11 protein-coding genes, 1 tRNA gene and 3 pseudogenes are annotated in these 18,557 nt (G+C 72.4%); 2 read left to right on the top strand and 13 right to left on the bottom strand.

What is annotated here, in order from left to right; all coding sequences use genetic code 11:
• Positions 1 to 61 precede the first annotated feature (61 nt).
• The gene (locus NEH16_RS19925) at positions 62 to 1,843 is read right to left on the bottom strand and encodes a DEAD/DEAH box helicase (RefSeq protein WP_073964968.1); all 1,782 of its coding nucleotides are present in this window, start codon (positions 1,841 to 1,843) and stop codon (positions 62 to 64) included.
• A gap of 179 nt (positions 1,844 to 2,022) precedes the next feature.
• On the bottom strand, positions 2,023 to 3,486 hold the full coding sequence (locus NEH16_RS19920) for an MFS transporter (RefSeq protein WP_265544169.1): 1,464 nt from the start codon (positions 3,484 to 3,486) through the stop codon (positions 2,023 to 2,025).
• A gap of 184 nt (positions 3,487 to 3,670) precedes the next feature.
• Here NEH16_RS19920 and NEH16_RS19915 point away from each other — a divergent pair.
• A tRNA-Cys gene (locus NEH16_RS19915) sits at positions 3,671 to 3,745 on the top strand.
• Positions 3,746 to 3,799: 54 nt separating this feature from the next.
• Here NEH16_RS19915 and NEH16_RS19910 read toward each other — a convergent pair.
• From NEH16_RS19910 to NEH16_RS19870, 9 genes and pseudogenes are all read right to left on the bottom strand, one after another.
• Positions 3,800 to 6,135 (bottom strand): annotated as a pseudogene (locus NEH16_RS19910) (xanthine dehydrogenase family protein molybdopterin-binding subunit).
• Complete coding sequence (locus NEH16_RS19905; protein WP_265547271.1) at positions 6,132 to 7,625, bottom strand: 2Fe-2S iron-sulfur cluster-binding protein; 1,494 nt, start codon at positions 7,623 to 7,625, stop codon at positions 6,132 to 6,134. Before NEH16_RS19905 ends, NEH16_RS19910 begins: the two are co-directional and overlap by 4 nt.
• Positions 7,622 to 8,514: pseudogene (locus tag NEH16_RS33715) on the bottom strand (FAD binding domain-containing protein). The gene NEH16_RS19905 and the pseudogene NEH16_RS33715 overlap by 4 nt, the downstream one beginning before the upstream one ends.
• 140 nt (positions 8,515 to 8,654) lie before the next feature.
• A complete protein-coding gene (locus NEH16_RS19895) occupies positions 8,655 to 10,451 on the bottom strand; it encodes a beta-N-acetylhexosaminidase (RefSeq protein WP_265544167.1) in 1,797 nt (598 codons plus the stop codon).
• Between the two features lie 4 nt (positions 10,452 to 10,455).
• On the bottom strand, positions 10,456 to 11,298 hold the full coding sequence (locus NEH16_RS19890) for a carbohydrate ABC transporter permease (RefSeq protein ID WP_265547270.1): 843 nt from the start codon (positions 11,296 to 11,298) through the stop codon (positions 10,456 to 10,458).
• 2 nt (positions 11,299 to 11,300) lie between these two features.
• Positions 11,301 to 12,254: a carbohydrate ABC transporter permease gene (locus NEH16_RS19885; protein WP_265544165.1), complete on the bottom strand. Its 954-nt coding sequence runs from the start codon at positions 12,252 to 12,254 to the stop codon at positions 11,301 to 11,303.
• Positions 12,255 to 12,256: 2 nt separating this feature from the next.
• Positions 12,257 to 13,561, bottom strand: a complete 1,305-nt coding sequence (locus tag NEH16_RS19880; RefSeq protein ID WP_265544162.1) for an extracellular solute-binding protein — start codon at positions 13,559 to 13,561, stop codon at positions 12,257 to 12,259.
• Between the two features lie 234 nt (positions 13,562 to 13,795).
• Complete coding sequence (locus tag NEH16_RS19875) at positions 13,796 to 14,083, bottom strand: DUF3039 domain-containing protein (RefSeq protein WP_026171211.1); 288 nt, start codon at positions 14,081 to 14,083, stop codon at positions 13,796 to 13,798.
• Positions 14,084 to 14,112: 29 nt separating this feature from the next.
• Positions 14,113 to 14,672 (bottom strand): annotated as a pseudogene (locus NEH16_RS19870) (YqgE/AlgH family protein).
• Positions 14,673 to 14,947: 275 nt separating this feature from the next.
• Between NEH16_RS19870 and murA the strand changes: the two are divergent.
• Positions 14,948 to 16,288 (top strand): UDP-N-acetylglucosamine 1-carboxyvinyltransferase, encoded by a 1,341-nt coding sequence (gene murA, locus NEH16_RS19865; RefSeq protein ID WP_073964959.1) that lies wholly within the window; start codon positions 14,948 to 14,950, stop codon positions 16,286 to 16,288.
• Between the two features lie 93 nt (positions 16,289 to 16,381).
• Here the strand turns inward: murA and NEH16_RS19860 are convergent, their stop codons facing one another.
• Both NEH16_RS19860 and NEH16_RS19855 read right to left on the bottom strand, forming a co-directional pair.
• Complete coding sequence (locus tag NEH16_RS19860) at positions 16,382 to 16,663, bottom strand: HU family DNA-binding protein (RefSeq protein WP_017237029.1); 282 nt, start codon at positions 16,661 to 16,663, stop codon at positions 16,382 to 16,384.
• 351 nt (positions 16,664 to 17,014) lie between these two features.
• Positions 17,015 to 18,448 (bottom strand): NAD-dependent malic enzyme, encoded by a 1,434-nt coding sequence (locus tag NEH16_RS19855; protein WP_073964958.1) that lies wholly within the window; start codon positions 18,446 to 18,448, stop codon positions 17,015 to 17,017.
• Between the last annotated feature and the right edge of the window lie 109 nt (positions 18,449 to 18,557).

The raw sequence follows: 18,557 nt of genomic DNA, 5'->3' as shown, positions 1-18,557 counted from the left end.
TTGATCGACAAGGCCCCGGGACCCTTGCGCGCGGGTTCCGGGGCCTGTGGTGCCGTACGGGTCAGCGCATCCGGGTGGCCCACTCCTGGACCTTCTTGATCCGCTGCTCGATCTGCCCCGCGGTGGCCTCCGCGCTCGGCGGTCCGCCGCAGACCCGGCGCAGCTCGGTGTGGATCACGCCGTGCGGCTTGCCGCTCTGGTGGGTGTAGGCGGAGACCATGGTGTTCAACTGCTTGCGCAGTCCGAGGAGTTGCTTGTGGGTGACGACCGGGCGGTCCTGGGCGGGCTTCTCCAGCAGGTCGGCCTCGGACGCCGGCTTCTGGCGGCTGTGCGCGATCTGCCGGGTCTGCCGCTTCTGGAGCAGCAGCTGGACCTGGTCCGGTTCGAGGAGCCCGGGGATGCCGAGGTAGTCCTGCTCCTCCTCGCTGCCGGGGTGCGCCTGCATGCCGAACTCGGCGCCGTCGTAGAGCACCCGGTCGAAGACCGCGTCGGACTCCAGGGCCTCGAAGGGGAGTTGCTCCTCGGTCTCCTCGTCCTCCAGCTTCTCGGCGTCGGCGAGGAGCTTGTCCTCCTCGGCGAACGGGTTCTCCTCGTCGCTGCCCTTCTTGGGCTTGTCGAGGACGTGGTCCCGCTCGACCTCCATCTCGTTGGCGAACTCCAGGAGCATCGGGATGGTGGGCACGAAGACGGACGCGGTCTCGCCGCGCCTGCGGGAGCGCACGAAGCGGCCGACGGCCTGGGCGAAGAAGAGGGGGGTCGAGATGGTGGTCGCGTACACCCCGACGGCGAGGCGCGGCACGTCGACGCCCTCGGACACCATGCGGACGGCGACCATCCAGCGCGAGTCGTCCTGGCTGAACTTGTCGATCTTCTTCGACGCGGCCTTCTCGTCGGAGAGGACGACGGTCGCCGACTCGCCGGTCACCTTCTTCAGGATCTTGGCGTAGGCGCGGGCCGACTCCTGGTCCGTGGCGATGACGAGGCCGCCCGCGTCCGGGATGCCCTTGCGGACCTCGGTGAGGCGCTTGTCGGCGGCGCTCAGCACGTTGGGGATCCAGTCGCCGGTGGGCGACAGGGCGGTGCGCCACGCCTGCCCGATGGCGTCCTTGGTCATCGGCTCGCCGAGCCGGGCCGCGATCTCGTCGCCCGCCTTGGTGCGCCAGCGCATGTTGCCGCTGTAGCTGAGGAATATCACCGGGCGCACGACGCCGTCGGCCAAGGCGTTCCCGTAGCCGTAGGTGTAGTCGGCGGAGGAGCGCCGGATGCCGTCGTTGCCCTCCTCGTACACGACGAAGGGGATCGGGTTGGTGTCCGACCGGAAGGGGGTGCCGGTGAGGGCGAGGCGCCGGGTCGCCGGATCGAACGCCTCCTGGCACGCCTCGCCCCAGGACTTGGAGTCACCGGCGTGGTGGATCTCGTCCAGGATGACCAGGGTCTTGCGCTGCTCGCACCGGTTGCGGTGCAGCATCGGGCGGACGCCGACGCCCGCGTAGGTGACGGCGACCCCGTGGTACTCCTTGCTCAGCGGACCGGCGCTGTAGTCGGGGTCCAGCTTGATCCCTATCCGGGCGGCCGCCTCGGCCCACTGCTTCTTCAGGTGCTCGGTGGGCGCGACGACGGTGACCTGCTGCACGACGTGGTGGTGCAGCAGCCAGGAGGCGAGGGTCAGCGCGAAGGTGGTCTTCCCGGCGCCGGGCGTTGCGACGGCGAGGAAGTCGCGCGGCTGCTCCTGGATGTACTTCTCCATGGCCCCCTGCTGCCAGGCTCGCAGCTTTCCGGCCGTGCCCCAGGGGGCGCGGCCGGGGAAGGCGGGTGAGAGGTGGTGGGAGGCGGTAGTAGTCACGGTCTCCGGTTCGGGTCTCTCGGGTACGTGGGCGCTGCCCGCGCGGGCCGGACCGGCTCCGCACGCGATACGACAACCGGGCCACCCTACCGGGGAGGCTGCCCCGCACCGCCGCTTACCGCACCACCGCGCACGTAAGTGCGACGGCTCTCACACGGCGGCTGCCGTTCGGCGCCCGGTCACCGTTCCCGTACCCGCGCCGCCACCCACGCCCCCGCCAGGGCGACCGCCGCCATCGGGAAGAAGACGACCGCGAAGGCGGCCGGGTGGGAGGTGGTGGCGGCGGATTCCGTGGCGTCCATGGTGCCGCCGCCGAGGGCCGCGAAGGCGGCGCCGCCCGCGGCCAGCAGGAGGACGTTGGAGAGGCCGTCGGAGATCTGGAGGGCGGCCGAGTTGGCGCCGGCCTCCTCGGGGGCGGACAGCTTCAGGAGCAGCACGCTGGTGGAGGCGATCACCACGCCCATGCCGAAGCAGCCGAAGGCCCAGGCGACCGCGACGGTCCAGACCGGCACGGAGGTGATCAGCACGGCCGGGGCCGCCGCGATGGAGAGGGCGACCAGGACCATGGCGCCGACCATCAGGGGCTCGCGGTGCGGTTCCAGGCGGGGCCGGGACTGCACGTACGAGCCCAGCGCCCAGGTGCCGCCGCCCGCCGCCAGGGAGAGGCCCGCCAGGGTCGGGGACATGCCGCGCTGGGTGACCAGCATCAGCGGGACGAACGATTCGGCGGCGATGAAGGACCCGGCCGCGACCCCGCGCAGCAGCACCACGGCGGGCAGTCCGCGCGCCGCGCGCCAGGTGCCGTGGGGCAGGAGGCCCCGGATCGCGGGGACGAGCAGGGCGGCCCCGGCGGCGGCCGGCAGCAGCGAGAGCCAGTTCCGCTCCTGTCCGGCGTACTGGAGCAGCCCGGCGCCCAGCGAGATGCCCAGTGCGAGCGCGATGCGCCGGCGGTCGTACGCCTCCACCGGCGCCTCCGGGTCCGCCGGTCCGGACGCCATGCGCCGGATCTCGGGCAGCGCGAGGGCGAGGGGGAAGACGATGAGGACCGGGATGCCGACGAAGACCCAGCGCCAGCCCAGGTGCTCGGTGACGCTTCCGGCGGCCAGCGGCCCGACGACCGAGGGGATGACCCAGCTCGCGGCGAACGCGGCCAGGATCGCCGGCCGCAGGTGCTCCGGATAGGCCCGGCTGATCACCACGTACAGCGCGACGATCACCAGCCCGCCGCCGAGGCCCTGGACGGCGCGGCCCGCGACGAACATCCACATCGAGCCCGCGGTCCCGGACAGCAGCAGCCCCGCGGCGAACGCGCTGATCCCGGTGGCCAGCGGGGCGAGCGGGCCGCGCCGGTCGGCCCACTGCCCGGACAGCACCATGGCGAAGAGGCTGGTGGTGAAGTACGCCGAGAACGCGTACGCGTACATCGGGATGCCGTGCAGCTCCCGCGCGGCGACCGGCATCGCGGTGCCCACCGCGGTGGCCTCGAACGCGATCAGGAACACCACGGAGACGATGCCGATGCTGAGCGCCCGGTACGTCCGCCCGAGGATGCCGTCCGGCAGCACGGGCCCCGCCGGGGCGGGGGCGTCGATGTCTTCGATGAGGCGCGGGACATCGGCGTCACGCGGTTCCAGGGCGGTCATGAGCCAAGAGTAAGGGGCGAAACCGCTGATGAACCCTGTCGGTGGTCGCCCCCGCGCTCGGCCGTTGGGCCTAGGTCCGCCGCCTCGATCGTGAACGGCGTATGGCAGTCGCGTTGCACGCCCGCCGGAACCCTTGAGCACCCCGCACGCCCGGCCCTACGGTCGGTTCAGCGACACCACGCAGGACCGTGTGCCCGAGAGGCTCAGGGGCTCGACTGCAACTCGAGTTACACCGGTTCGAATCCGGTCACGGTCTCCACCTCACCGCCCGCCCCCGCTCCGGGGGGCGGGCGGTTTCCGTGTGCGGGGCGCCTCAGCCCTTCGGGGCCGCCACCGCCGCCTGGGGGCGGATCGGGAGGCGGTTGACCGGGCGGCCGGTCGCCGCGCGGACCGCCGCGGCCACCGCGGCCGGGGAGGTCACGACCGGGACCGCCGACGCGGGCTTCGCGCCGAACGGGGCGACCACGTCGCGCTCCTCGACCAGTTTCACGATGCGGATCTCCGGCGCGTCCAGCGAGGTCGGCAGGGCGTAGCCGGTGAGGTCCGGGTGACGGACCAGACCGCGGGCGGTGCGGAGGTTCTCGGTGAGGGCGGCACCGATGCCCTGGGTGACGCCCGCCTCGATGCGGGTCGCCAGCTGGGACGGGTTGAGGACGCGGCCGACGTCCTGGGCGACGGCCATCTCGACCACCCGGACCGAGCCCAGCTCGACGTCGACGTCCACCACCGCGCGGACCGCGCAGAAGGCCATGCCCACGAAGGCGTCGCCCTGCCCGGACTCGTCCAGCGGCTCGGTGGGGTGCGGGCGGCACTGCGCGGTGGCCCACAGCTCCTTGCCGTCCAGCGCCTCCGACACGGTCGTGGAGAGCACCCCGTCGTACGAGGTGATCTTGCCGTCCGTGATCTGGAGCAGCTCCGTGGACATCCCGAACTTGTGCGCCAGGGGCTGGAGGAGCTGGGTGCGGACCATCTTCGCGGCGCGTTCGACCGCTCCGGCGGAGACCCAGGTGTGGCGGCCGTGCGTGGCGGCGCCCGCCGGGGGCTGGTCGGTGTCGACCGAGGCGACGTGCACCTCCTCGACGCCCAGGGTCTCCTGGACGACCTGGCGGGCCAGCGTGGAGAAGCCCTGGCCCGTCTCGACGGCGGCGCAGATGACGGTGGCGACCGAGTCGTGGACCCGGACCGTGGCGGTGGACACCTCGTCGGCGCCCTCCGCGCCCAGCATGTGGACCATGCCCAGCGCGTACCCCACGCCCCGCCGCACCGCGCCCGGTTCGCCCGCGCCCTCGGGCCGCCCGGCAGCAGCCAGTCGTCCTCCGGGGCGTCCTTGGGCAGGGCGGGCAGCGGGTGGTCGCGGACGGCGGTGAGCAGTTCGGCGACGGGCGCGGGGCAGGTCACGGTCTGCCCGGTCGGCAGGATGTCGCCGGTGGCCAGCACGTTGCGCATGCGCAGCTCGGCCGGGTCGATCCCCAGCTTCGCGGCCAGCTTGTCCATCTGGCCCTCGTAGGCGGCGCAGACCTGCATCGCGCCCTCGCCCCGGACATGGCCGGAGGGCGGGTTGTTCGTACGGACGGCCCAGCCCTCGATGAAGGCGTGCGGCACGACGTACGGGCCGCAGGCGAAGGCGACCGCGGCGGCCAGCGACTCCGACGAGGCGTCCGCGTAGGCGCCCGCGTCCAGCAGGATCTGGGCCTCCACCTTGACCAGGCGGCCCTCCGCGTCCGCGTGGTGGCGGTAGCGCAGCAGGGTCGGGTGGCGGTGGGCGTGGCCGAGGAACGACTCCTCGCGGGTGGCGGCCAGCTTGACCGGGCAGCCGGTGCGCAGGGCGAGCAGGCCCAGCGGCAGCTGGAAGGCGGGGTCCTCGCGGTCGCCGGTCGCGCCGGGGACTCCGGTGACGACGATTTTGACCCGCTCCGGTTCGAGGCCGAAGCAGGCGGCGGCCAGGTCGCGGTCGGTGTGCGGGTCCGTGGACGCGGTGTACAGCTCGACGCCGCCGTCCGGGCGGGGCACGGCGAGCCCGGCCTCCGCGCCGATCGGGGCGGGGTCCTGGCGGCCGATGCGGTACAGCCCGTCCACGACGACCTCGCCGACCGCCTCAGGGTCGCCGTAGCGCAGCGGGATGTGGCGGATGAGGTTGCCGTCGGGGTGCAGGGGCTCGGCCTCGAACGCCTTCTCCGGGTCGGTGACCGGGTCCAGCACCTCGTACTCGACGGCGATCGCGGCGGCGGCGAGCCGGGCGGTGTCGGGGTGGTCGGCGGCGACGGCGGCGATCGGCTCGCCGTGGTGGCGGACCAGGTCGGCGGCGAAGACGGGGCGGTCCACGACCTTGCGGCCGTACAGGGCCTCGCCCGGGACGTCCTCGTGGGTGACGACCGCGCGCACCCCGGGCATCTCGGCGGCGGCCGAGGTGTCGATGGAGACGATGCGGGCGTGCGCGTGCGGGGAGCGCAGGACGGCCGCCCAGAGCAGGCCCTCGGCCCACAGGTCGGCGGCGTACGGGAAGGTGCCCTCGGTCTTGGCGCGGGCGTCGGCCGGCGGCAGCGAGGCGCCGATGCCGAGCCGCGGCTGCTCGGCCTCGGGTCCGCCCGGGCCGGCCGGCGACGGGATGCTGATCGTCGTGGGGGTGGCGCCGGCCGCGTCGTTGCTCACGCCATGCCTCCGTCCTGCTGGTGGGCCTGCACACTACCGGCGCCCGGCGCCGCCTGGTGCGGGATGCGGGGCTCCTCCGGCTCGCCGCCCCCGGTCTCCTCGGCGGCGGCTTCGGCGGCGGCCTCGCGGCCCGCGATGACCTCGTTGACGGCGTCCAGGACGCCCCGGTAGCCGGAGCAGCGGCAGAGGTTGCCGCACAGCGCCCGGCGGGTCTCCAGCTCGCTGGGGCGGTGGTTGCCCTCCAGGAGGTCGTGGACGGTCATCGCCATGCCGGGGATGCAGAAGCCGCACTGGACGGCGCCGCAGTCCGCCAGCGCCCGCTGCACGTCGGAGGGTTCGCCGTCGACGGCCAGGCCCTCGACCGTACGGACCTCGCTGCCGGCGGTCGTGGCGGCGGGCACCAGGCAGGAGGCGACGAGCCGCCCGTCCACCTGGACGTTGCACGCCCCGCACTCGCCCTGCGAGCAGCCGTCCTTGGCGCCGGCGAGGCCGAGGCGCTCGCGCAGCACGTAGAGCAGGGACTCGCCGATCCAGGCGTCCGTGACGGGCCGGTCGACGCCGTTGACGTGCAGGACGTACGAGGCGGCGGGGTGCTCGCTGGGCAGCGGGGGCCCCTCCGGGGCCGGGTCCTCGGGCACCTCCGCGGGCTGGGCGGCATCCTCCGCCTCGGGCGTTTCCGGCTCCGGCACAGCCTCGGCGGCGGGCTCGGCGGCGGGCTCGGTGCCGGGCGCGTCGGCCTCCGGGCCCGGCGCGGACTGCTCGATGTCAGCCGCATCCGGCGCCTCGGGAGCGCTCTCGGCGGGGACGCCGACCTGGACGTCCGCCCGCGCGTCGGCCGGGGCGTCGGCGGGGCCCGCGGCCTGGGCGTCGGCCTGGACGTCCGTCCGCGCGTCGGCCGGGGCATCGACGGGGGCATCGGCGGGGTCACCCGCCACCGGCTCCGCGGCCTCGGCCGCGTCCGGCACCGCCCAGGGCGCCGGGGCGCCCCCGGGCAGCGTGGCCGGGCGGTCCGCGTACCAGTCGGCGACGGGGGGCGGGGTGTACAGCTCGCCGGAGTCGTCGGAGAGCGGGGCGGACGGGGCCGGCCAGGAGGAGGTGTCCACCGACCACTGGCCCGTGGCGGCGTGGTCCGTACCGTACGGCTCCTGGTACGAGCCGGTGTGCTGCTGGTCCTCGGGGTGCGGATAGCCGTAGCCGGACTGCTGGTTCGGGTCGGGCCAGTGCACCGCGTCCGGCGCGGGCTGCCCGGGCTGCTGCTCCGGGGTCTGGACGGTCCAGTTGCCGGTGGCCGCCGGGTCGCGGTCGGCGGCGGGGGTCAGCGGCAGGATCATCGGCGGGGTGTAGCCGTGGCCGGGCGCGGCCAGCGGGATGTCCGCCAGGTCCTCCGGCGGCAGCTGGACGAAGGCCGTCGCGTCGCCGTCGTAGTCGCTCTGCGGGGTCGGCTGCCAGCCGCCGTGCTGCTGCTGCTCGGCGGGGTTCTCCTTGCTCACGACAGTGCCCTTCCCAGCGCGCGTCGGGCGAGCGCGGCGACGGTGCGCCGCAGGTGCAGTACGGCGGGGGCAGCGGTGGCGCCTCTCCCCGTCGGCGGGTGGTTCCTGGTCCGGGATGCAGGCGGCCGCGACGTACTCGCCGAAGGCGGCCAGCGCGTCGGGGGCCAGGCCGCGCGCCCCGTCCCAGTCGATGAGCGAGGCGATCCAGCGCTCCGCCTCCAGCGGGCGCAGCGGCATCGGGGCGATGGCGCCGACCGCGCAGCGCACCCCGCGCCTGGCCGGGTCGAGGACGATCGCGACGGAGGCGGTGGCGCGGCCCGGGCCGGTGCGGCCGGTGGCCTTGAGGAACACCTGCGGGGCGTGCAGCAGGGGCACCCGGACGAAGCCGATCAACTCGGCGGGCTCCAGCATCTCGCGGCCGACCAGCAGATGGGAGACGGGGATCTCGCGGCGGGCGCCGCCGGGTCCGGCGATGACCAGCTCGGCCTCCAGGGCGGCGAGCACGGGCAGCGCGTCCCCGGTCGGGCGGCGGTCGCGATGTTGCCGCCGAGCGTGCCGGCGTTGCGGATCTGCGGGGGCCCGCGGCGCGGGCGGAGGCGGCGAGCGCGGGGATGAGGGCGGCGAAGTCGGGCCGCCCCATGCGGGCGTGGGTCAGGCCGGCGCCCAGGAGGGCGTGCCCGTCCTGGTAGTGCCAGCCGCGCAGCTCGCTGATCCGGCCGAGTCCGACCAGACCGGAGGGGCGCAGGAGCCCCTTGTTGACGGCCGCCATCAGGTCCGTGCCGCCTGCCACGGGGACGGCGGCCGGCATGGCGCCGAGTGCCGCCACCGCCTCGTCCAGCGAGGCAGGCAGCGTCACGGACTGCGTCGCCTGCGGTGCGTGCGTGGTCAACCCAGCTGCCCCTTCCCGGTGTCCCGGCGCTCCCGCCTGTTTCGCCGTACGGTACGTGCTCGAAGCCCGGACGTGGCAACTCTGGCACATCTTCGGACCGGCCCGACGCGCAGGTCCGCGAAGGGTGTATCCGTCAACGTTCAGGGTAATGGTCCCGTTTTCGCGCCGGTTCGGCGGTGAGCGCCCTTTGCCGGTCCTACGCGTCTTCGTACGGCTTTCTCCCTTGCCAGGAAAGGCAGTCGGGAAACGCCGCCGCCACCACGGTCGCAGGGGCCGTGGTGGCGGGAGAGCGGGTTGGGGCCGGGCTCACACGTTCGGGGTGCCCCCTCGATCGGGCGTCCGAGGACGCCGGGGCGCTGCTGCCAGGGCAGCGGTCCGGACGGCGGCCGGTAGCCGACGCCGAGGGCGTCGAGTCGGGCGTAGTGGGCGGTCATGCGGCGCTCGAAACCGGCGAAGTCCCGTTCGTCCGGGGCGGGCAGGGCGGACCAGGCGACCTCGGCGAAGGCGGCGAGGCGGGGGAAGACCTGGTAGTCCACGCGGGCCCGGTTCTGCATGACCTCGGACCAGGCGTTGGCCTGGGTGCCGAGGACGTGCCGTGCCGCCTCCTCGCCCAGGGACGGCGGAACGGGTTCGAAGCGGTAGACGTCCTCCAGGGTGCGGACGTACCCGATGGGCATCGGCTCGTCGGGGCCGCCGTCCTGACGGTGGTCCAGATAAACCTGCTGCTCCGGGCACATGACCACGTCGTGCCCGGCCTCGGCGGCCGCGATGCCGCCCGCGTAACCCCGCCAGGAGGAGACGGCGGCGCCGGGGGCGAGGCCGCCCTCCAGGATCTCGTCCCAGCCGATGAGGCGGCGGCCTCGCGCGGTGAGCCAGGTGTCGAAGTGGCGGATGAACCAGGACTGGAGCTCGTCCTCGTCGGCAAGCCCGAGTTCCTTGATGCGGGCCTGCGCGGCGGGCGACTGCTTCCACTGGTCCTTGGGGCACTCGTCGCCGCCGACGTGGACGAACGGCGAGGTCTCCGGCGGGAAGAGGTCGAGGAGTTCCTCGAAGACGCCCTCGTAGAACCGCAGGACGTGGTCGGTGGGGGCCAGGACGTTCGGTGTGACGCCCCAGTTGTCCCAGACGCCGAGCGCCGAGGTGTCGATGACGTCGGTGTTGCCCAGCTCCGGGTAGGCGCTGATCGCGGCCTGCGAGTGGCCGGGGATGTCGATCTCGGGGACGACCCGGATGTGCCGGGCGGCGGCGTAGGCGACGATCTCGCGGATGTCGTCCTGGGTGTAGTAACCGCCGTGCGGGGTCTCGTCCCACAGCTCGGAGGCCCGGTGTCCGTACTTGGTACGGGGGCGCCAGGCGCCGATCTCGGTGAGGCGCGGGTACCGCTTGATCTCGACGCGCCAGCCCTGGTCGTCGCTGAGGTGGAAGTGGAAGACGTTCAGCTTGTGCGCGGCGAGCAGGTCGAGGTAGCGCAGGACGTCGTCCTTGGGCATGAAGTGCCGTGCCACGTCGAGCATCAGGCCGCGCCAGCCGAAGCGGGGCGCGTCCTCGATGTCGGTGAACCCGAAGGCTGCCGTGCCGCCGTCCGTCGGCGCCTTCCGGAAGGCCCGCGGGCCCAGCAGCTGACGCAGGGTCTGGGCGCCCCAGAACACCCCGGCGGGGCTGCCGCCGGTGATGGCGACGCTCTCGTCGGGCAGGGTGGTGAGCCGGTAGCCCTCGGCGGGCAGGGTCTCGTCGATGCGCAGCCGGATGGACCGCCGCGCGCCCTCGGCGCCCGGTGCGAGCGGCACGCCGAAGGCCGCGCCGAGGGTGGCGCGCAGCCAGCGTTCGGTGGTCTCGGTGCCGGGAGCCGCCGCGACGGTGGTGGACTCGTCCAGCAGGAATCCGCAGCGCCCCTGGTCACCGGCGCGCGCGGGGGCCGGGATCAGATCCATGTTCATGACGTCAGTCCTTAACCGCTCCGCCGAGTCCGGAGACCAGGCGTCGCTGTACGAGTACGAAGAAGACCAGCACGGGCACGGTCATCACCGTCGAGGCTGCCATGATCCCGCCCCAGTCGTTCTCGTCGGGTTTGAAGAAGACCAGCAGCGCCATCGGGAGCGTCGACTGGGAGGTGTCGCTGATGATGAACGACTTCGCGAAGAGGAAGTCGTTCCAGGTGGAGATGAACGAGAAGACGCTCGTCGCCACCAGGCCGGGGAAGACCAGCGGGAAGAGGATCTGCCACAGGAAGCGGGTGCGGCTCGCCCCGTCGATGTACGCGGCCTCCTCAAGCGCGTCCGGCACGGCCCGTACGAAGCCCCGCAGCATCCAGATCGCGAACGGCAGCGAGAACGCCAGGTGCGGCAGGATCAGCGAGCCCAGCGTGTTCAGCTGGCCGAAGTCCCGCATCAGGAAGAACAGCGGGATCGTCAGCGCCTCGACCGGCACCATCTGCGCGACCAGGAACATGATCAGCAGCGTGGTCCGGAAGCGGAACCGGAACCGGGTGACCGCCGTGGCCGCCAGGAACGCGATGAGCGCGGAGGCGACCACGACCGTCCCGGCCACGAGCAGGCTGTTGAGGAAGTAGCGCCCGAAGTCCTGCTGCTGGAAGACCCGCCGGAAGGAGTCCAGGGACGGTGACAGGGTCCAGGGCCTGGGGTGCGTCGACTGGACCTCGCCCGCCGGTTTGAGGGCGGAGAGCACCATCCAGTACAGCGGGAAGGCGACGGCGGCGGCGATGAGCAGCGCGGCAGCCTCGGCGGCGAACCGGCCGGGCCGGTGGACGAGCGAGCGGGCGGACAGCCTCACAGTTCCTCCCCCTGACGGCGTACGAGGCGCAGGTGGACCAGCGTCACGGCGAGCAGGATCAGCAGCATCACGACGCCGATCGCGGAGCCGAGGCTGTACTGCGAGGAGGCGAACGCCTTCTGGTACGCGTACACGTTGAGCACCAGGTTCTGTCCGGCGATCCCGCCGCCGTTGGTCATGACGTAGATCTGGGTGAACACCTTGAAGTCCCAGATGACCGACTGGATGGTGACGACGGTCAGGATCGGCCGCAGCATCGGCGCGGTGACGGAACGCCAGGTCCGCCACTGCGAGGCCCCGTCCAGCGCGGCTGCTTCGAGCACCTCGGTGGGGATCGCCCGGATGCCCGCGTACACCGTGACCATCACGAACGGGAACGAGCACCAGAGGACTTCGAGGAGCACCAGCGTGAAGGCGCTGTAGCGCCCGCACGTCCACGAGTGGTCACCGAGCCCCAGGACCCGGTTGACCGGGCCGAAGTCGGCGTCGAAGAGGAAGACCCAGACGGTCGACCCGGTGATCGCGGGCGTCGCCCAGGCGCCGAGCGCGGCGAGCATGAGGGCGAGCCGGGGCACGGCCCGTATCCGGGTCAGCAGGACGGCCAGCGCGCAGCCGACCAGCAGGGTGGCCAGGACGCAGGCGGCGGCGAAGACCACGGTGGCGAGGAGGACCTGCCAGAACTGGCCGTCCCCGAAGAGGGCGGTGTAGTTGCCGAACCCCTGGAAGGTGGCCGGTTCGCCGCCGCTGACCTGCGCCTGGGTGTACTCCAGGAAGGAGATCAGGCCGAGCTGGTAGATCGGGTAGACCAGCAGCCCGCCGAGCAGGACGAGCGCGGGCAGCAGATAGAGCCAGGGCGTCCAGCCCGGCCGCCGTGCCGGGGACGCGGACCGGCGGCGCGGGGCGGATGCGGGGGCGGGGCGTGTCTTGTACGCCGTGCTGTTCGCGGTCATGGTCAGCCCGCGTCGGCGAACGCCGCGTCCATCTTCTTCGCGGCGTCGTCGGCCGCCTTCGCCACGTCCTTACGGCCGCTGACGATCTCCTGGAACATGGTGGGCAGGATCAGCGAGGAGTCGATCTGCCCCCAGGCCGGGGAGGCGGGCACGAACTTGGCTCCGGCGCCGAGCGTCTTGACGAAGGGCTCGACGAACGGCTCGCGCTTCGCGGCGGCGGCGCGGACGTCGGTGTAGGTCGGCAGGAAGCCCATCGCGTCGAACATGCGGGCCTGGGACGCCTTGCCGGTCAGCTCCTTCATCAGGTCTACGGCGAGGGTGCGGTGGCCGCTGCTCTTCAGCACGCCGATGTTGTTGCCGCCCGCGAAGGCGGGGGCTATGGAGCCCTCTGCGACGCCGGGCAGCGGGACGACGGCGTACTTGCCCTTGACGCTTCCGGCCTCGACGGCCGTGTGGCTGAAGTCGCCGCCGATGGCCATGGCGGCCTTGCCGGAGGCGAAGGCGGTGACGGTCGCGTTGCCGCCCATGGCCGCGCACTTGGCGGGCGGGCAGTTGTCGGCGCCGAAGAGCGAGGTGTACGCCTCGATGCCCTTGCGGGCCTTCGCGCTGTTGATGGCCGACGTGTACGAGGAGCCGTCCCGGTCGGCCAGTTCGCCGCCGTTGGCCCAGATGAACGGCATCGCGCCGTAGGTGTAGGCGCCGCCGACGGCGAGCCCGTAGAGGTCCGGCTTCTTCTGGTGGATCTTCTTCGCGGTGGAGATCAGTTCGGCCTGGGACTTGGGCGGCTGGATGCCCAGGTCCGCGAAGACGTCGGTGCGGTAGTAGAGCGCGCGTACGCCGACGAAGAGCGGGGCCCCGTAGACCTTGCCGTCGACCGTGACGGACTGCTTGGCGGCCGGGTCGGTGTCCTCGGCGTCGGCCCAGGCACCGAACTCGGAGGTGATGTCGGCGAGCCCGCCGTCCTTCACGTAACCGGCGGTGTCGGTGTTGCCGTACTCGATGAGGTCGGGGGCGCTCTTCGGGTCGTTGAAGGCGGCCTTGACGCGCTGGGCGCGGGTCTCGACCGGGATGTACTCGATCTCGACCTTCGCGCCCTCGTGGGCCTTCCTGAAGGCGGCGACCGCGGTGTCGACCACCTTCTCCTTCGGCTTGTTGCCGACCTCCTGGAACAGCCAGACCCGCAGCGTGCCGGTCTTCTCGTCGCCCTCGGCTCCGGTGTCGGAGGTCTGCGGCGCGCAGGCGGTGGCGGTGAGGCCCGCCAGGACGAGCGCCGCGGCCGGGGCGGCGATTCGGGCAGAGAACTTCATCCGGGAACCCCTACCGGTCAGCGTTGCAGCATACGCAACGTACGTTTCGTTCTGCACAACAGGCAGGAGAGTAGGTGGGGTTGGGGGCGGCGACAAGTGGTCTGCACCACGTCTGCACCACTCCGTGACCTGGCGGAGCAGCCCGTGCAACGGCACGCGAAAGACCCCCGGGGCACGCGGGTGCGCGCCCCGGGGGTCTCCCGGACCTTCAGCTGCGGGCCGTACCGGTGGCCGCTACTTCTTGTCCTTGCCGCCCTTGCCCTTGTCGCCGCCGGCGCCCATGGACTCGTAGATCTCCTTGCACATCGGGCAGACCGGGTACTTCTTGGGGTCGCGCCCCGGTACCCAGACCTTGCCGCACAGTGCGACCACGGGGGTGCCCTCCAGGGCGCTCGCCATGATCTTGTCCTTCTGGACGTAATGGGCGTAGCGCTCGTGGTCGCCGTCGCCGTTCGACACCTGCGGCGTCGGCTCCACGAGGGTTCCGGTACCTGCCCCGCGCTCGGGCTCAAGAGTGCTCATAACCGCCAAGCGTACTGAAGAACGGGACATCAGTTCAGCGAAGGGTCGTCCGGATACGTGGCGATCATGGCCAGTTCGCTGCGCTGCCGGCGCAGGACCGCACGCCACAGGCCCTCCGGGCGTGGCGAGGACACGTCACCGGGCTCCGATTCCACCACGTACCAGGCGCCCTCGGACAGCTCGCGCTCCAGCTGTCCCGGCCCCCAGCCCGCGTACCCCGCGAAGATCCGCAGCGAGCCCACGGCCGCCGCCAGCAGCTCGGGCGGCGCCTCCAGGTCCACCAGGCCGATCGCCCCGTACACCCGGCGCCAGCCGAGGGGCCCTCGCCGCCCGGGATCACGGCGACCCCGAGGGCGGAGTCCAGCGAGACCGGTCCGCCCTGGAAGACGACCTCCGGCTCACCGGTCAGTCCGGCCCAGGCCGCCAGGATGTCCACGACGCCCACCGGGGTCGGCCGGTTGAGGACCACGCCGAGGGAGCCCTCCTCGTCGTGGTCGAGGAGCAGCACCACCGCGCGGTCGAAGTTCGGGTCCGCCAGGGCGGGCGCGGCCACGAGCAGCCGCCCTGTGAGCGAGGACACCTCGGTCATGGCAGAAATGATCCCGCATCCCGGGCCGCGGCGGGGGCCAAGTGACGCGGTCGTCGCGCTCGGTGCCCGAGCGCAGCTCAGGGCGCACGGGTGCACGAGGAGCGCACGGCCGGACCGGCGATCCGGACGGTGACCCTCCGCAAGTCCCGTGCAGCAGAGCGTGTTGTGGCGGATTCATGACGTTCGTACACCACCCGTTCCCCTACGGAACGGGGGTGCGGGCCCATTACTCTTTCGTTTGGCCCCCTGCCCGACCACTCCGGAACGCGAGATTCATGACCGGCACAGACGATGTCCTGCTTGTCCACGGCGGAACCCCGCTGGAGGGCGAGATCCGCGTCCGAGGCGCCAAGAACCTGGTGCCGAAGGCGATGGTCGCCGCGCTGCTCGGCAGCGGGCCCAGCCGGCTGCGCAACGTGCCCGACATCCGCGACGTACGCGTGGTGCGCGGGCTGCTCCAGCTGCACGGCGTGACGGTCCGCCCCGGTGAGGAGCCGGGCGAGCTGGTCCTGGACCCCACGCACGTCGAGAGCGCCAACGTCGCCGACATCGACGCCCACGCGGGCTCCTCGCGCATCCCGATCCTGTTCTGCGGTCCGCTGCTGCACCGCCTGGGCCACGCGTTCATCCCGGGGCTCGGCGGCTGCGACATCGGCGGCCGGCCGATCGACTTCCACTTCGACGTGCTGCGCCAGTTCGGCGCGACGATCGAGAAGCGGGCGGACGGGCAGTACCTGGAGGCCCCGCAGCGGCTGCGCGGCACCAAGATCCGGCTGCCGTACCCCTCGGTGGGCTCCACCGAGCAGGTGCTGCTGACCGCGGTGCTCGCCGAGGGCGTCACGGAGCTGTCCAACGCGGCCGTGGAGCCGGAGATCGAGGACCTGATCTGCGTCCTGCAGAAAATGGGCGCGATCATCTCGATGGACACCGACCGGACCATCCGGATCACCGGTGTGGACCGCCTCGACGGCTACACCCACCGCGCCATCCCGGACCGCCTGGAGGCCGCCTCCTGGGCGTCCGCCGCACTGGCGACCGAGGGCAACATCTACGTCCGGGGCGCCCAGCAGCGCTCGATGATGACGTTCCTGAACACCTACCGCAAGGTGGGCGGCGCCTTCGAGATCGACGACGAGGGCATCCGCTTCTGGCACCCGGGCGGCGCGCTCAACGCGATCGCGCTGGAGACGGACGTGCACCCCGGCTTCCAGACGGACTGGCAGCAGCCCCTGGTGGTCGCGCTGACGCAGGCCGCGGGCCTCTCCATCGTCCACGAGACGGTGTACGAGTCCCGGCTCGGCTTCACCTCCGCGCTGAACCAGATGGGCGCGCACATCCAGCTCTACCGCGAGTGCCTGGGCGGCTCGGACTGCCGCTTCGGCCAGCGCAACTTCCTGCACTCCGCGGTCGTGTCGGGCCCCACGAAGCTCCAGGGCGCGGACCTGGTCATCCCGGACCTGCGCGGCGGCTTCTCGTACCTGATCGCCGCCCTCGCGGCCCAGGGCACCTCCCGGGTGCACGGCATCGACCTGATCAACCGGGGCTACGAGAACTTCATGGACAAGCTGGAGAAGCTGGGCGCGAAGGTGGAGCTGCCGGGCGGCTCGCTGGTCTGACCGCCTGGACGGCCTGTGCGGCCGCTGACGGGCCGAATGCCGGAGGGCGGCCACCCCGGGTGGGGTGGCCGCCCTCCGTCGTGCCCAGGGGTCTTACTTGCCCTTGGCGGCTTCCTTGAGCTTGGAGCCCGCGGAGACCTTCACGCTGTAGCCGGCCGGGATGTTGATCGGGTCGCCGGTCTGCGGGTTACGAGCGGTGCGAGCGGCACGGTGGGTGCGCTCGAAGGTCAGGAAACCGGGGATGGTGACCTTCTCGTCGCCCTTGGCGACGACCTCACCGACGGTCTCGGCGAGAGCGGCCAGCACGGCGTCGGCGTCCTTGCGGGTCACCTCGGCACGGTCGGCCAGGGCGGCCACCAGCTCACTGCGGTTCATGTTGTTACTCCCGTGTTCTTCTTGCCTGTGAGGCGTGAGATCGAAGCCGATGCTGCCAGGGCCCTCGGACAGTCCCCGTACCCGGGTCCGCCCTTGAGAGGGTCCGGTAGACCTCGCGCCCTGTGGGGTCTCCCCTGGACGTAGTCCTTGAGGAAGCATCCTGCCCCCACCTGCGGCGGGAAAGCCAATCCGGCACCCTCCGGGAGCCGCGCGAACAGCACCACTGCCTCGTCGTGGTGACGTCCCGTCGACTCCCCCAGAGCCTTCCGCAGCATCGCGGGGCTCTGCGGGACGCGTCGCCCGCCCACCCTAAAGGGGCGTTTGGGGCGCCGCGACCCGCGACGCGCCGTGTCAGACGGACGTGGGCGCCGTCACAGTGGCTCCGGCGGCCCGGGCGGCGTCCCGGACGGCCCCGGCGACCGCTCCGGCGACCTTGTCGTTGAAGACCGACGGGATGATGTAGTTCGCGTTCACCTCGTCCTCGGCGACCACGTCGGCCAGGGCGCGCGCGGCGGCGAGCATCATGTCCGTGTTGACGGTGCGCGACTGGGCGTCGAGCAGGCCGCGGAAGACGCCGGGGAAGACCAGCACGTTGTTGATCTGGTTCGGGAAGTCGGAGCGCCCGGTGGCCACCACGGCGGCGGTGCGGCGGGCGATCGCCGGGTCCACCTCGGGGTCCGGATTCGCGAGCGCGAACACGATCGCGCCGTCCGCCATGGCCGCCACGTCGTCCCCGTCGAGCACGTTGGGGGCGGAGACGCCGATGAAGACGTCGGCGCCGACCACGGCCTCCTTGAGGGTGCCGGTGATGTTCTCCGGGTTGGTGTTGTCGGCGATCCAGCACAGCGGCGAGTCCGGGTCGGCGGAGCGCAGGTCCTCGCGGCCGGAGTGCACGACGCCGTGGATGTCGGCGACGACGGCGTGCTTGACGCCCGCGGCGATGAGGAGCTTCAGGATGGCCGTACCGGCCGCCCCGGCGCCGGACATGACGACCCGCACGTCCCCGATGGCCTTGCCCACCACGCGCAGCGCGTTGGTCAGCGAGGCCAGGACGACGATCGCGGTGCCGTGCTGGTCGTCGTGGAAGACCGGGATGTCCAGGGCCTCGCGCAGCCGGGCCTCGATCTCGAAGCAGCGCGGCGCGGAGATGTCCTCCAGGTTGATCCCCGCGAAGCCGGGCGCGATGGCCTTGACGATCTCGACGATGGCGTCGGTGTCCTGGGTGTCCAGGCAGATCGGCCACGCGTCGATGCCGGCGAAGCGCTTGAAGAGAGCGGCCTTGCCCTCCATGACGGGCAGCGCGGCCTTCGGGCCGATGTTGCCGAGGCCGAGCACCGCGGAGCCGTCCGTCACGACTGCGACGGAGTTGCGCTTGATGGTGAGGCGGCGGGCGTCCTCGGGGTTCTCGGCGATCGCCATGCAGACCCGGGCCACGCCCGGGGTGTAGATCATCGAGAGGTCGTCGCGGTTGCGGATGGGGTGCTTGGACGCCATCTCGATCTTGCCGCCGAGGTGCATGAGGAACGTACGGTCGGAGACCTTGCCGAGGATGACGCCCTCGATACCGCGCAGCCCCTCGACGATCTCGTCGGCGTGCGCGGTGGAGGAGGCGGCGATCGTGACGTCGATCCGCAGCTTCTCGTGGCCGGAAGCGGTCACGTCGAGGCCGGTGACCGAACCGCCGGAGGACTCCACGGCCGTGGTGAGCTGGGAGACCGCGGTGCCGCTCGCGGGCACCTCCAGCCTGACCGTCATCGAGTACGAGACGCTGGGCGCCGTTGCCATGGCCGAGTCCTTCGCTTTCCTTAGCTTCATTGCTATGCGCGTCCGAAGCCCGAGCAGGCCCGGCAGCGGACACGCCTTCCGATATTCGCACCTACCGACGAGTAGCCGT

The sequence above is a fragment of the Streptomyces drozdowiczii genome (assembly GCF_026167665.1).
GTDB lineage: Bacteria > Actinomycetota > Actinomycetes > Streptomycetales > Streptomycetaceae > Streptomyces > Streptomyces drozdowiczii_A.
Note: the sequence above shows the minus strand (reverse complement) of the source record. Positions and strands in the feature narration are given on the sequence as shown.

Excerpts from the sequence above, each read along its gene's own strand:
- NEH16_RS19895 (WP_265544167.1), bottom strand. The coding sequence starts at position 10,451 with ATGAACATGGATCTGATCCCGGCCCCCGCGCGCGCCGGTGACCAGGGG.
- murA (WP_073964959.1), top strand. The coding sequence starts at position 14,948 with ATGACCGGCACAGACGATGTCCTGCTTGTCCACGGCGGAACCCCGCTG.
- NEH16_RS19855 (WP_073964958.1), bottom strand. The coding sequence starts at position 18,448 with ATGGCAACGGCGCCCAGCGTCTCGTACTCGATGACGGTCAGGCTGGAG.
- NEH16_RS19875 (WP_026171211.1), bottom strand. The coding sequence starts at position 14,083 with ATGAGCACTCTTGAGCCCGAGCGCGGGGCAGGTACCGGAACCCTCGTG.
- NEH16_RS19880 (WP_265544162.1), bottom strand. The coding sequence starts at position 13,561 with ATGAAGTTCTCTGCCCGAATCGCCGCCCCGGCCGCGGCGCTCGTCCTG.
- NEH16_RS19885 (WP_265544165.1), bottom strand. The coding sequence starts at position 12,254 with ATGACCGCGAACAGCACGGCGTACAAGACACGCCCCGCCCCCGCATCC.
- NEH16_RS19920 (WP_265544169.1), bottom strand. The coding sequence starts at position 3,486 with ATGACCGCCCTGGAACCGCGTGACGCCGATGTCCCGCGCCTCATCGAA.
- NEH16_RS19860 (WP_017237029.1), bottom strand. The coding sequence starts at position 16,663 with ATGAACCGCAGTGAGCTGGTGGCCGCCCTGGCCGACCGTGCCGAGGTG.